General features: G+C 41.4%; 11 protein-coding genes. 4 read left to right on the top strand and 7 right to left on the bottom strand.

Features of this window, described 5'->3' with window-relative positions:
* Window positions 1-30 precede the first annotated feature (30 nt).
* The 7 genes from ACE1CI_RS10555 to ACE1CI_RS10525 all read right to left on the bottom strand — a co-directional run bounded on the left by ACE1CI_RS10555 (window position 31) and on the right by ACE1CI_RS10525 (window position 9,785).
* Window positions 31-1,143, bottom strand: coding sequence for a glycosyltransferase (locus ACE1CI_RS10555; RefSeq protein WP_496615392.1), 1,113 nt, complete (start codon window positions 1,141-1,143; stop codon window positions 31-33).
* Window positions 1,144-1,276: 133 nt separating this feature from the next.
* A complete protein-coding gene (locus tag ACE1CI_RS10550) occupies window positions 1,277-2,581 on the bottom strand; it encodes an ATP-binding cassette domain-containing protein (protein ID WP_496615391.1) in 1,305 nt (434 codons plus the stop codon).
* Window positions 2,582-3,166: 585 nt separating this feature from the next.
* Window positions 3,167-4,432 carry a glycosyltransferase family 4 protein gene (locus tag ACE1CI_RS10545; RefSeq protein ID WP_413264096.1) on the bottom strand — a complete coding sequence of 422 codons (1,266 nt, stop codon included), beginning with the start codon at window positions 4,430-4,432 and terminating at the stop codon, window positions 3,167-3,169.
* A gap of 87 nt (window positions 4,433-4,519) precedes the next feature.
* Complete coding sequence (locus tag ACE1CI_RS10540; protein ID WP_496615390.1) at window positions 4,520-5,662, bottom strand: NAD-dependent epimerase/dehydratase family protein; 1,143 nt, start codon at window positions 5,660-5,662, stop codon at window positions 4,520-4,522.
* 80 nt (window positions 5,663-5,742) lie between these two features.
* Window positions 5,743-6,618, bottom strand: coding sequence for a glycosyltransferase (locus tag ACE1CI_RS10535; RefSeq protein ID WP_413264078.1), 876 nt, complete (start codon window positions 6,616-6,618; stop codon window positions 5,743-5,745).
* Between the two features lie 454 nt (window positions 6,619-7,072).
* Window positions 7,073-8,710 (bottom strand): GMC oxidoreductase, encoded by a 1,638-nt coding sequence (locus tag ACE1CI_RS10530; RefSeq protein ID WP_413264077.1) that lies wholly within the window; start codon window positions 8,708-8,710, stop codon window positions 7,073-7,075.
* A 352-nt stretch (window positions 8,711-9,062) separates the two neighbouring features.
* Window positions 9,063-9,785, bottom strand: coding sequence for a YdcF family protein (locus tag ACE1CI_RS10525; RefSeq protein WP_413264076.1), 723 nt, complete (start codon window positions 9,783-9,785; stop codon window positions 9,063-9,065).
* A 499-nt stretch (window positions 9,786-10,284) separates the two neighbouring features.
* On the opposite strand from ACE1CI_RS10525, the gene ACE1CI_RS10520 reads away from it, so the two are divergent.
* The 4 genes from ACE1CI_RS10520 to hpsJ-A all read left to right on the top strand — a co-directional run bounded on the left by ACE1CI_RS10520 (window position 10,285) and on the right by hpsJ-A (window position 13,478).
* Window positions 10,285-11,046 carry a cistern family PEP-CTERM protein gene (locus ACE1CI_RS10520; RefSeq protein ID WP_413264075.1) on the top strand — a complete coding sequence of 254 codons (762 nt, stop codon included), beginning with the start codon at window positions 10,285-10,287 and terminating at the stop codon, window positions 11,044-11,046.
* Window positions 11,047-11,205: 159 nt separating this feature from the next.
* Entirely contained in the window at window positions 11,206-12,069 is an 864-nt protein-coding gene (gene crtA / locus ACE1CI_RS10515; RefSeq protein ID WP_413264095.1) for a cyanoexosortase A, read from the top strand.
* On the top strand, window positions 12,066-12,725 hold the full coding sequence (locus ACE1CI_RS10510; RefSeq protein WP_413264074.1) for a cyanoexosortase A system-associated protein: 660 nt from the start codon (window positions 12,066-12,068) through the stop codon (window positions 12,723-12,725). The genes crtA and ACE1CI_RS10510 overlap by 4 nt, the downstream gene beginning before the upstream one ends.
* Before the next feature lie 42 nt (window positions 12,726-12,767).
* Entirely contained in the window at window positions 12,768-13,478 is a 711-nt protein-coding gene (gene hpsJ-A, locus ACE1CI_RS10505) for an HpsJ-like protein, cyanoexosortase A-associated (protein WP_413264073.1), read from the top strand.
* The last annotated feature ends 41 nt before the right edge of the window (window positions 13,479-13,519 follow it).

Genomic DNA, 13,519 nt, shown 5'->3' with positions numbered 1-13,519 from the left:
ATAGCTTGCACTCTAATTTAGTAAGTGAAATTAGTTATTGGCCACACCTAAAATACTCATATATTTTTGAGTTGCTGTTTCTAGGGTATACTGAGCCAGCCAACTTGAATCAACCGACTTTGAATTACCAGATAAAACTTGTAAAATGGCATCTGCAAGAGCTTTACTATCACTAACAGGAACTAAGTGACCATACTTACCACCTGCCAAAATTTCTGAGGGGCCACTCTCGCAGTCAGTAGAAACAACTGGTGTTCCCAATGCCATAGCTTCTATGAGGACTGTTGGTAAACCTTCCCACGCCGATGACAAGACAAATACTGAAGCTTTAGCCATATAAGCATAAGGGTTTTGTACATAACCGGGCAAATCTACGTCATCTTCTAAATTTAATTCTTTAACTAGAGCTTCTAATTCTGGACGGTCTGGTCCCCAACCTAGAATAATCAGCCGCGCTTCCTGCACAGCCCGAATCTTGGCAAAGGCACGAATTAAGTTGGGAAAATCTTTTTGTGCTTCTAATTTGCCTACGCCTAAGATAACAGGACATTTTTTTGCAGTAAACCAAGGATGATCTACAGGCTCGGCTGCATTTGCTAACATCTCTTTTGTAATGACTGGGTTATAAATGGTTTGAATTTTATCTAGAGGCAAATGAGAAATTTGAGCCAGGTCTTTAGCAACACCATCTGAAACAGCCACAATACCATCAGCCCAGGGGTAGAGAAGACGTGAAGCAAGAGGACTCAAGCGATCTTTGAGCTTAGTTGCATTGCGAACTGTTTTAGAAAGTTGGTTATGCTCTGCTACTATTAATCTTGTCTGGGAACCAGAGATAATTTTGGCTAGGACAGATATTTCATTCATGTAATGAGATGCTGAAAGTAAAGCAGAAGGGGGTTCCCGCCTTAAGTAAGAAACAATTCCAGGAAGAGTTTGATAAACAGTTGAAGCCTTTAGAGGTATGATTCTTGTTTCAGAAGGTAAACGCCATAAATGAGGGCTTTCTCTGTCATAATGCAACAAATCAATTTTTATACCTGACTTAACAAAACCATGAGCGAGATTAGCTGTAATACGCTCAATTCCTCCTCCTCCGAAGAACCCAAGGAAAAGAGCAACACGAGAAGTTTTGTCAGACATTCTTAATTCTCCTTAAAATATATCAGTAATGGTACAGCTAACCAAGATACAATCCGATCTTTATCTCCCAGTAACGGTAATAAGTCCAAGGCAAAAAGCCATACCTTAAAAGTTTTTGTTCCCCGATCGGGAATTAGGTGTTCTGCGCCAAAACAACTTCTTGATAACTGCCACACTTAACAACCTGGCCTTTCTCCATCTGGTAAATGCGATCGCAATGTTCAACCGTAGTCAATCGGTGAGCGATAATAATCATTGTCTTAGTGCCACTCAAATCTTGAATAGCTTTGCTAATCAAGTTTTCTGTCTCGTTGTCTAGAGCAGAAGTCGCTTCATCTAAAACCAGAATTTCGCGTTCATGATACAAAGCACGAGCAATGCCAATTCTCTGGCGCTGTCCTCCCGAAAGACGAACGCCATGTTCGCCAACCATTGTTTGTGTACCTTCAGGTAATTGGGCAATTAAATCTGCTAGTTGTGCCGATCGAATTGCGTTATTCAACCGTTGCTGATCGATTTGAGCGTCTGGAACACCAAAGGCAATGTTTCGTTCGATCGTGTCATCTGTAAGAAAGATCGTTTGGGGAATGTAACCGATCAAATTTTGCCAGGAACGCAAAGAATTATATACTGATAAGCCATCTACTTGAATATCGCCTGACTGCGGAATTAACAAGCCTAAGAAAACATCCACCAGGGTTGTTTTTCCTGCGCCTGACTTACCAATTAAGGCGATCGATTCGCCTTTTTTCAGAGTCAAAGAAACATCTGTGAGTGACTTTGAGGCAGCTTCGGGATAAGAGTAATTAATTTGATCGATAACGATTTTTTCCGTAAAGGACATTGGCATGGGTTTGATAGACTTTTGGCTCTCAAACTTCACCCCTTTAGTGGGAACAAAACCCTGCGATATCTTCAAATAGTTAATTGCTTCTGGCTTTTCAATTTCTTTCAAGTCCATGTAAAGTCGATCCAAGGTCGGCTTGAAGTTTCGCAGTACGCCCATATTAGACATTAATTGACTTGCGGAAGGCAAGATGCGAATGGAAGCGATCGCAAAAATCCCTAAAACCGAAACCAAGTCTTGTGAACGTTGCTCAAACAACAGGGAAACTGAAACCAAACCAACCACAAAGGTGATTAACAGAGCTTCGATGGTGATTCTGGGCAACATTTGAAATACGTGAAACAGAGTAGCGACTTTGGCAAACCGATTTACCTGATTGTTTAACTGATTCTCAAAATACTCCTCGCAGCCAATCACTCGCGTTTCCTTCAGTCCTCCGATCGCGTGATTCACGATGCGTAGCATTTCTGTGTTTGCTTCCACGCCTTCCTTGCCCCAGCGAACAATTTTGTGCCGGAATAAGTGGAATGGTAGGTAAGTACCTAATAGAATTCCGATTACTGTTACGGTAGCTGCAAAGTCTGTTTTCATCAGTAACAAAACCAGAACCACCAAAACAAAAAGATTCGAGATCGAACCTAGCAGCGGAATTGCTACTGAATAGCTAAAATTTTGGGATTCATTTATAATATTTTGAATCAAATTAGCGGAGTTGGTTTTTAGATGAAACGTATAGGGCAGGAATAGATAAGTGTGCAGAAGTCGGAGACGCAGCTTCACCTGTTGTGTAAAGCAAAATCGAAATACATAGCGCTGAATTTGGTAATAAAAGAAAGATTTTAAGTAAAAAATGACGACGATTGTTAGTCCCATTAACCCGATAAACTGGCTGGTACTTTTTAATCCTAAAGCTCTGTAGGTGTTGGCTAGAAAGACATTTTTATAAATGAGCGTCGGATTTGTTGCCAACCCCATAAATGGGCCAACTAATCCAATCCCCAGAGCATCCATAAGTGAAACTGTGAGGAAAGCAATTAGTAGCAGTATAAGTTCAAATTTTTTAGCTGAGATAACATATAGAAACTGTGACAAATACCTCATTGATTCTTTCCTGCTTGTGACGTGAACCAGTTTAATTAAACTCGTATGCCCCTAATTGTTCTATATTTTCTCACATTACGAACTTTTAACAAAGCCTTTTGACGCTGATGCTCCCTTAATTTCTTCGTATAGAGAGAGATAACGGCGGGCTTGGACTTCCTTAGCGAATTCTCGCAAACTTTTTTGTCTGGCCTCAAAGCGTAACTTTTGTTGACGTTCCCCATCTTCGAGTACCCAAGCAATGCCTTTGGCTAAATCTTCCACTTCAAAAGGAGTTGCTAAATAGCCATTTTGTTGATGGTCAACAATATCCTTCAATCCAGTACCATCAAAAGCAACTACTGGAGTCCCACAGGAAAACGCCTCAGAAGCAGTTTGACCGAAGGCTTCTTGTACTGATGGCACAACCATTACATCTGCGGCTGAATAGATCAACGCCAGGGAAATATCATCATGAACACGCCCCAGGTAATGAGTGTTAAACCCTAAGTCGATCGGTTTTTCCGGTTTCGAGGCACCAAAAACCACAAGTTCTATCTGATCTTTCCAACCAGAGACGCTAAGTCTTTGCAAAGCCGGAAGTAGAAACTGAAATCCTTTTCTAGCATCTGATGTAGAATTAATAGCTCCAAAGAGAACTAGTTGTTTATCTTGGGGAAGATTCAGTAATTCACGCGCAACTTGCCGATTAATTGGTTTGTATTTCTCAGTATCCAATCCTAAAGGAATCACTTCGATCCTTCTGTTTTGGAATAATGAGCTAGAACGGGCACAATCAGCCATCCATGAAGTTGTTGCTACAATGGTCAAATTAGCATTTTGCCAGACTTTAGCTTTACGATTCCACACCCAACGGGAGAGATCCGACGATCGAGAACTCTCTAACTGCGGACATTCACCGCAAGACTTTTTGTATTTTTCACAGTCCCGGTTATAGTCACATCCTCCAGTGAACGGCCACATATCATGCAGAGTCCAAACCAGAGGTTGACTAAATTTAGCCACTGTTTCGATTCGGAGATAGCCGTTACAAACCCAGTGCAAATGAACAATGTCTGGATTGAACTGACTAACTCTCTTGGCGAGAACATCGGGAAACCACTGTGTGGAGAACATTGAAGAGTTGCACTTTGGGTAAAACCGCAACGGAAGTCCCGATATAGGAGGACTTAGCTTGGTAAGTGGCGATCCTTCAGGTATGACTGTGGGATCGGAACTGAATCTGGCGCGTACCAACATTTTAGAGTTGCAACCGATCGATCGCAATCCATCGTGCAGCCGATAGGCAGCCCTTGCCCCTCCGTTATCAATATCAGATGTACTTAGATGTAAAATGTCCATATTTGTTGGTCGTTGGTCATTGGTCATTGGTCATTGGTCATTGGTCATTGGCAAATGACCCATAACTAATGACCAACGGCTGATAGGTTATTTCTTGGCTAACAACAAACCCTTTTGCTCCATTTCGCGCAGGGATGCTTCTAGAGTAGCTTGTTCCAATGGTTCCTGATTCAAGTACCACTTTAAGTATTGAGAAATTCCCTCTTTCAGGGATGTGGGTGTCCAGTGTCCCAAGGTGGTTTTGTACTGTTCCATGTCTGCGATCGCATGGCGTACATCTCCGACTCTGAACCGACCAGAGATAGTATACTCTGCTTTTTTGCCAATTACTTCGGCGATCGTTTCTACAACCTCTATCAAAGTTACCGCTACACCGCTACCAACATTTAGGGTCGCGTTCAGGGGTTTCTCGTAGGTAGCACATTCGAGCACTGCATCAGCGATATCGCCAACAAACACGAAATCTCGCGTTACCTTACCATCTTCAAAAAGTTCTAGACGGTTTCCCTGGACGATCGCATTGGTAAAAATACCAATAATTCCCGTGTAAGGATTGCCCAATTCTTGCTTCGGCCCATACACATTTTGAAATCTCAAAGTTACTAAATCAATCCCCTGACTCTCACAGTAAACTTGCAATAATTGCTCCTGCCACAATTTTGTCAAACCATATACAGAAGTCGGTTTAGTCAGGTGACTTTCGTGCATTGGCAGGGATTTTAACGGCTGACCATCAGCTCCGCAAACTTCCCAAATCCCGTTTTGCAAATCTTCTACTCGTCGCCCTTGAGAATAAAGAATCGATTCACCATCAGTGTAAGCGCCATCCCCGTAAACTGCTCGACTGGAGGACACTACAATCCGGCGCGGTTTGTGTTCTAGGCTGGAAATCAGTTCTAACAGCTTTGCAGTCCCATTGGCATTCTGTTGTACATACCGACTGATTTCATACATTGATTGACCTGTGCCAGTTTGCGCCGCCAAGTGAATCACTACATCTGTTCCTTCGATCGCCTCTTTGTGTTCCGCAATATCCTGAACATCTGCTTTGATACATTTAGCACGAGCTAACAACTCAGGTGCAAAATCCTTAGATCTCCGATGAACTTGTTCATCCAGAGAGTCAACGATCACCACTTCCACATCCGATGGCATCTTTTCAATCAGCCACTTGCCAATAAAACCTGCCCCACCAGTAATCAGAATTTTCATAATTTTCCCATTTGTCATTAGTTGTTTGTCCTTTCTCATTGGGGAAAATCTTCCCCAATACTAGGGGCGATTCATGAATCGCCCCTACCCCAGTCCCATTAATAACTTTTCACTGCGAAGCGACTCATTGCTAACTCAGTGAGTTGCTTATGTTTGATTCGGAGAAACACTTTTCTCAGGAAGTAATAAGGAAAGAAAATCGAAATTTTTGCTTGTTCGAGCAAAAACGGGATGGTTTTTTCTCCATCTTTCGGCTGCTCAGCTTTGATGGAAAAATTCTCCAATATCTTTCCCGTTGGCACTCGAAAACCTTTCCGATAAAGATTCATGTAATTGGTACCATGAACCACTTCGATCCAGGCTGGTTTACAGAATACTTTCTTCGCAGATTTACACACTTCATATAATTCTTTGTGTGGTCTACTATGAACTGTATTGAATGAATCAGGATTGTATTTTTCAATCAAGCTAATGAAGTGACTTGCCAGTTCAAAATCAAAGTAAAGCTTACCTTCCGCCAGTTGGTAGCCAAAGAAGAAGTTAACAGTCTCACATTCTTGCTGATTGAAGTTGTCCTGAATCATCTGGACATAATCTTTGTGGATAGCATCATCATTATCTAGCCAGGTTGTGATTAGGTATTCGCACTCAGCAGGAATGTAGTTGCGAACAACTGCTCTTACTTCATCAGTAAATTGACCATAAGGGAATGGGCAATCTAGGTATACCGGAACGAAGTTCTTCCACTTGTTAGCGTATTCAGAAATCTTTTGTTTGAATGGCTCAGGAGTATCTACATCAAAAAAAACCAACCATTGAAAGTTTTGGTTGGATTGATTGGAGACAGATGGGAAACAATATTGGTCGAATAATTTAAATCTCCTTTCTAACCAAGCTGGATCGCAGCCCGGTCTAAGATCTGGGAAATTTCTAACATTGAACTTTGTAAGAATGTAATGGCTAAACTGTCCCATTTTTACCATCCAGTAGTTTGCTTTTTAACTAACTTGTTTCGGAGCTTTTTCGTTTGAATTAACTACAAATATTGCACTAGGTGTTAATATTTATTACTCTCTATTAAACAATATCACATTGGCATAAGTAATGTCGATTCTACGGATTATCTTTGTACAATCTTGACATTATCTTTACAGTTGCGTAAACTAACAGGCAATTACTCGGAGAAGTCAGAAGGTAAAAGCTAAGAGAAGCAATGGTTTGGGCTATTAAGTATGTGCTGAGCTTTACCCCGCTTGCTATTTGGGCTGATGAGTAAGAAGGAGAAACCGGGCTTGTGAGAAATGGAAAAATTTTTTGAGGGTTACTTTTATTTACTTAAGTATGGATCGATCGCCCGTACTTTCATCAAGTCGCGGTGAAAGAGTTCGATCGATCGCCCCCAAATCTTTTTCCGGGATGCCTTTAAACTCAGTTCATCAATGTCTTAACACGATCTGCCACTCTGATGGACAGTGCTAGGATAGTTAGAGTTGGGTTGGAATAGCCCGCTGTCGGGAAGACTGAGCAACTGGCAACGAACAGATTCGGGACACCATGAACCTGACAGTTCGCATCTACCACACCTTGCTTAGGATTAACGTGCATCCGGGTTGTACCCATGTGATGGTGCATTGCTTCTTTTTCAAATTTCAGCGGTTCCCCTTCTTTGGAAAACACTAACTCTCCGTATCCAGCTTTGGCAAATTCTTGAGCCCAAATTTCTTGGACTCGTCTAGCATTGTCAATATCAATGCGATTTAAGCGCCAATGAACTTCGGTTTTTGGTTGACCTAAGCGATCGCGTTCTGAACTAAGCATAACCCGGTTGTTAGGGTCGGGGGCTTGCTCCATTTGGTAAAATATCTCAAATTCCGAGAACCGCCGTTTTTCGTAAGGCAAATAAGACCAATCACCACGTTGCAAGGATGGCAACTTTCTCACCGCAGCCCAAAATCCTGCCGCAGCAATGTAATCGGCTCCTTTTAGGGCTACACTCAGATGTTTGGATACATCCTGGAGTGATTTGCCATCGCGAATGGATGAGATTAGCGATCGCAGAGCCTGGGTAGCTTCTTTTTGATGTGCTAGTGGTCTGGGAAATAGTTGTGCGCCGTTGTTCAGTAAGCGTTCCCGGCGGATCGCTTCCTCAGTCAGTTTCACCCACCCCATAATCGGCACACCTCTAACGGTGTAGATGTCGTACAGGGCAGTAAGATCGAACAGCTGGCGATTAGAGGGGATGATTTTAGCACTGAGAATGGGTCGATCCATAAAATAGCGACCCACCAGATCGTTTTGGTTGCCTAGTCCTGCTGGTTGTTGCCGATTCGATGCTAACAATAATCGGGCGTTTTCCAATCCCCCGGTGGCTAAAATTACTACTTTTGCCTTCAACCAAACTTGCTTATTAGATAAACAAGCAATGCGGAGGCGAGTTACTGTTTGCGTACTTTCGTCAGTTTCTAGTTCCACCACATTGGCATAAAGCAGGGTGGTGATATTTTTTGATTGCTTAATTGTTTCGCGATACTCTTGGGTGAAGGGAGTCTTAGAACCAAACTGGCTGATTCGGGTGGTCATGCGATCGCTCTTAAAAGGCAACCGCACTGCTCGTTTATCTTCCCAATCTTCTGGCTCGTAGGTGTAAGGGCCAATCTTACAAAGTCGGTGCGCCCGCTCATAATAGGGGTCTAAATCAGTTTTATTTATTGCCCAACCACTGTAGGGTAGCCAATCTCGTTGTTCAAAATCGATCGAATCGAGGGGGATACAACGAAAGCCCGCATCCTTGTGACTATTGGGTGCTCCCCACCAATGAGAGGCTCCGCCAAACTGACGACGGCGACCTTCATGCAAGCGGGGATAGGGATCGCCAACGACCACTCCATCCAATAGAGATTGAGTTTCTTGATCGTAGTCAAATCCACCACTTTCCACCAAACAAACCTGGAAATTTTGGTTAGCAAACTCCAAGGCTATAGCTATTCCTGCTGGGCCAGCACCAACAATACAAACCTGCGTTTCCAGAACTTCATCGGGTGGTAGCGATCGAGCATCAATTATCATAGGTCTTCTGTATTTATAAACTGTATCAACGTTCTAACTATTTACTAGATTTTCCAGCAATGATTCTGCATCAATTTTACGTTTATTCATCTACTTCATCAAAAATCTGGCTGGCTAAAGCGCCTATCTTTATTAAATCTTCAAACCAAAGAGATTTTTTGTAAAGTAATGCTTAAGCAAATTGCCTTAAGTACTTACTTATTCAATATTTGCGCCACTCTCTTTGCCTATCTCGAATCTAATACTCAGAGAAAAGGAAAAAACTAGGCTATCTGTCTCTAGCAGGACAAATTGATGAGGGAAGGAAGAGGAAACAGGGAACAAATATTTCTCTTTCGTCCTTAGCCCGGATTCAAGTTCGATTCTCCATTGGCAATTTACAATTCCACTCAACTAACTTCTGAGTTACATCAGGTGGAGGAGTTCGCAGTTCTTCCACAGTTCGTTGCCGAAAGCGATCGGTCAGGGAATACTTAAGTAGACCTAAGTATTCTCGCAGTAGCACCTGTGATTTGCGAAGGGCAGACCACTGATTGGGGAGCGGTATTGGATAAGGAATGACATCAAATCCAGATGCCCGAAACACTAACATCGATCGCATTATATGAGGACTATCGGTAATCAGGATAATTTTCTGCACTTGCTGAGGGTACAGCACTGCTGATGTAAACAGAGCATTTTCTTCGGTGGATTGAGAGCAGCGTTCTCCACTCAAGGCTGTTTTGGGAATCCCGTTCTTCTCAAACTGTTCCAGCATGAACTCAGCATCTAGCATCCCGCTGGCAAAGACTCTAGATGAGCGTTGCTGTTGCCAGAGCTTTTCCACCTTTTCGATCCGTCGTTGGCGCAACTCATCCCCGCGCCCCAATACTACGATCGCTTGGACAGGCTCTCCGGTGTCCTTTGGCAAGTTTGCCACCAATCCCTGAGTTGCCAAATCTACTCCCCAAGGCGAGGTAACTGCCAGACAAAGCACTAGCGTCATAGAGAAGGGAAGCAGAAATCTTTTCCGCCAACGCCCAGGACTGATCATCCAAATAATGCCGATCAATACGATAACAATTAATTCTTCCATCGTAGATACACTTGGCAGGAACAAAAACAATTATTTTTGCCCAAAGGCAAAACTTTATAGGGGACTTCTAGCAGAATTCAACCAAATTTCCCAAAAAATAGGACTTCTCCTAATTTATAAACCATAGTACTAAATAGTCAATATATAACTTTTAGTTGTTTTTTAATATAGAACTCGTCTTTTATCAAGGAATTATCAAGGTGAACGGAAAAATTTGTAAATTTATTGTAAACAAATAAACTTACCATCGTATCTTTACAGAGAATAGAGTAAAGTATTCATAGTAAAGCATCTACGTATAGCCTTTTAATAAAACGTCTTTATCTGTTCATATTGGCAATGTAGTTAGAGAAAGGCTTCAATATTCCAGTTATTTTTGTTACACTTTCCACCTCAAAAACCCGATTTTAGAGCAAGCCGTTGATTAACAGTTTGCCCGTAATTTTCGTTTGCATCACTAGTAACGATCGACTATCAAGGATATTTAGGATCACTAAACATGAATCGTTCTTGTTTCAACTCATTTCTCCCCGCTGTTTTGGGTGCTGCTAGCATTGCCCTTGTTTCTTCTGCCTTCACTGCTCCCGCTAATGCTTATGGTGTGATTAATGGCAATATTACTATCGACTCTACTAATGATGTTGGAAGAACTCTAGATCCAGTTAAATGGTTAGTTCCAGCTGGGACTCAAGGTAGCAACGGTACACTTCCCGTAGCTCTAAGTACTCTAGCAACCATCCAAGTCAAAAGTTTCACCTCTAGTGCACTAACGTTAGGCATCTCCTTTAACAACACAACACAGTTATCCAACTCATTATCAAACGCTAGTATAGTCAGTTTTGGTTTTGGTGTTAGTCCAAATGCTACGGGTGTCTCCGTGAATGGATCGTCAGTTTTTACCGAGGCTGTCGTCCAGACTGGTCAGCAGATGTTTCCAGGTGGCTTCAAACAAATAGATGTCTGTGTTTATGCAGCCAACAATTGCTCTGGAGGAAATGTCAACCAAGGTCTACAAGCAGGACAGTCAACCACCTTTGATATCACAATTTTTAGCGACAGCTTCTATAATTCAACGCAGCGTACAAATGTTGTAACTCTGAGTGACTTCCCGGTTAAGTTTCAAACTTCTGTTGGTAGCTTTGAGTCAGCTGGCGTTCCTGAACCTATAACTGTTTTTGGTTCAGGATTAGCTCTGGGGTTTGGAGCTTTGTTTAAAAGACAAATGGGGCAACGGCATAAAAGAGCAGTTGCTAAGTCTTAGGATTTATCTGATTTTGCGATTACACAAAACTTATCTGGAGCTTAAAGATTAATGCTCCAGATTTTTATCATCAATGTACGTATTGCTTATAATGTAATAAAGAAGACAGCATTTAGCAAGTTGAAATTTTTATATGCTTTTAGTATTTTGCGGGGTACTGTGAAAGTTAAAAATTTTTTCCCTATCCAATATTTGAAAACCTTTAAATTCTACCTTTTAGGTATTACATCGGGCTTAATAGCTATTCATCTTACTTTAACCTGGAGAGCGGAAGATTCTAGCTTCTGGGGAATGAGTATGCTTTTTTGGTTTGCGGTAGGCTCAATGTTATGGTCAAAGCGTGATACTTTTAATCTAGACAGTAGCGCTTTTTCTAGTACTTTGGGTACAATCCTCATTGCTTTAGTACTACTTAAAAGTATATCCATATCTGGTTATGACCCATTTCTTCGCATCTTCCCTGTAATTTCAGGATTAGGAATTGCTTTACTTGCTTCTGGGTTTCAAGGATTCAAGCAATACTGGCGAGAATTGCTTATTCTCTGTTTTATTGTACCCTCTCCGGGACTGCTGTCTCTGTTTATAGATATATCTGTTCTGACGGCTCAATTTGCAACTGCTGTCCTCTGGTACGCTGGATTTGATGTATCTCGACAGGGAGTTTATGTAGCTTTACCAACTGGAGTAGTGGAAGTTTATTCAGGCTGTTCTGGAATAGAAGCTATACTTCAGTTGTTGGGACTATCCTTAGTTTTTTTACTAATGTTCCCAACTACCAAAATTGCTAAAATTATAGTACCTGTGGTTGCTGTATGTATAGCATTTGTGGTCAATGGAATTCGAGTGGCGTTATTGGCTGTTCTTTCAGCACCTATCAGTAGAGAAGCTTTTGAATACTGGCATAAAGGGGATGGATCTTTGGTGTTTTCTACTATTGCTGTACTAATTTTTGGTTTATTCTGTCTTTTCCTACTGCGGCAGAATCAACCTGATGATGACCCTAATCAAGTTGAAGAATTATGATCTTCTGGAAACACCTCCGGCTTATATTTTTGTTCACAATATTTAGTACTGTACTCGGTGTGTTGGTAAAGTCGGTTTTATTTCCAGCCCCAAGTAAAATTACGACTCCCCTTGGCTTTCCTGTAACCCTGCCCTTACAAGGGTGGCAACTCCTGCAAAGTTCTCCCTTAGTTGATTCAATTGGCGATCGCATTCCTCCTACTATTTCAGCAAGGCATTATCAATATGTCAATAATGATCTATCATTGGATATTAAAATGCGTTATTTCGTTAATACTAACGGAGAGGTTAAAGACTTTATAAAAAGCTATGAGTCTATTTCTGTATCATCTCTGATCCGGCAAAAAGAAGGAATTGGTTTTTATGCGCTCTTTACCTATAAAGATAGAGCCTACTTGAGCGCTTGTATTAATCCCTATGGCTCTAGTACAGTTACAGCGAGACAGTTTCAGCAAAACCATAACTTCGACGCTCTGCAATTTAACCGTTTACTTCCTTGGCTACTGAGTCAGGAAAACCTTAAAGATGAGCGTTGTCTCTGGGCTTATTTATCTGTTCCTTTAAAGCAATCTTCCCCAGAAGTGGCTTACCAAAGCTTGGAAAATGTCTGGTTTTCCTGGTATAAATGGTGGAATTCTCGCTTTCCTAAAGCCTAAAGTATCATCAATATAAGTTATTTCACAAAAGGATTATGAATTATGACTCCTCGATCGGAAGGCCAGGAATGGCAGTCGATTTTTCTGTTAAGAATGTTAGGTTATTGCCTATTGCTATTTATACTGTCTGATTTGATATACCTTCTGTTTCCACCACGCTTGATGGACCCCATTTGGGAATTTCAGACAATAGGAGGAATAGTCGATCGCATGGCACTTCCTTTAATAGGATTAGTGCTAGTATTCTTGGGAGAGGAAAATCTCCGCTCTACAAAGGAAGTATTCATCCTCAAGTACTTATCCTGGCTTTCCTTAATTATTGCTGTTTTGCTGCTGTTGCTAATTCCATTATGCCTCAGCGATACATTACGTATTAATAACCTGAATAATACTCAAATTACTACTCAAGCAAGTCAGCAATTGTCTCAAATTCAACAGTTCGATGAGCAATTGAGTAAAGCAACAACTAGCGATTTAGAAACTCTTCTTTCCCGTGTTAATACTCAAAAGAGTGGAGCAGATGTTATTTCAAATACTGAAGATTTGAAAACTCGCCTTTTAGCTGAAAGTAATAGAACTAAAGAAAATTTGGGGACGCAAATTGAAATTGTAAAGCAAAATAAACGTCTTGAACTAATAAAAACTGCATTAAAATCAATCATTGGAGCTATCATTTCAGCATTTTTATTGATTCGGATTTGGCAGAGTACTCGTTGGGCGAGAAAGCTCAGCAAAAGAAAAGATAAATGGTAGAAATATTTGCTAAATCATGCTGGTTTCAGGTTAAAGGAAAA

The organism is Floridaenema flaviceps BLCC-F50 (assembly GCF_041929275.2).
Classification (GTDB): Bacteria; Cyanobacteriota; Cyanobacteriia; order Cyanobacteriales; family Aerosakkonemataceae; genus Floridanema; species Floridanema flaviceps.
Note: the sequence above shows the minus strand (reverse complement) of the source record. Positions and strands in the feature narration are given on the sequence as shown.

Bases quoted from the DNA above. Each gene is read 5' to 3' on its own strand.
- ACE1CI_RS10540 (WP_496615390.1), bottom strand. From the start codon at position 5,662: ATGACAAATGGGAAAATTATGAAAATTCTGATTACTGGTGGGGCAGGT.
- ACE1CI_RS10525 (WP_413264076.1), bottom strand. From the start codon at position 9,785: ATGGAAGAATTAATTGTTATCGTATTGATCGGCATTATTTGGATGATC.
- ACE1CI_RS10530 (WP_413264077.1), bottom strand. From the start codon at position 8,710: ATGATAATTGATGCTCGATCGCTACCACCCGATGAAGTTCTGGAAACG.
- ACE1CI_RS10550 (WP_496615391.1), bottom strand. From the start codon at position 2,581: ATGAAAACAGACTTTGCAGCTACCGTAACAGTAATCGGAATTCTATTA.
- ACE1CI_RS10535 (WP_413264078.1), bottom strand. From the start codon at position 6,618: ATGGGACAGTTTAGCCATTACATTCTTACAAAGTTCAATGTTAGAAAT.
- ACE1CI_RS10520 (WP_413264075.1), top strand. From the start codon at position 10,285: ATGAATCGTTCTTGTTTCAACTCATTTCTCCCCGCTGTTTTGGGTGCT.
- ACE1CI_RS10555 (WP_496615392.1), bottom strand. From the start codon at position 1,143: ATGTCTGACAAAACTTCTCGTGTTGCTCTTTTCCTTGGGTTCTTCGGA.
- ACE1CI_RS10510 (WP_413264074.1), top strand. From the start codon at position 12,066: ATGATCTTCTGGAAACACCTCCGGCTTATATTTTTGTTCACAATATTT.
- hpsJ-A (WP_413264073.1), top strand. From the start codon at position 12,768: ATGACTCCTCGATCGGAAGGCCAGGAATGGCAGTCGATTTTTCTGTTA.
- ACE1CI_RS10545 (WP_413264096.1), bottom strand. From the start codon at position 4,432: ATGGACATTTTACATCTAAGTACATCTGATATTGATAACGGAGGGGCA.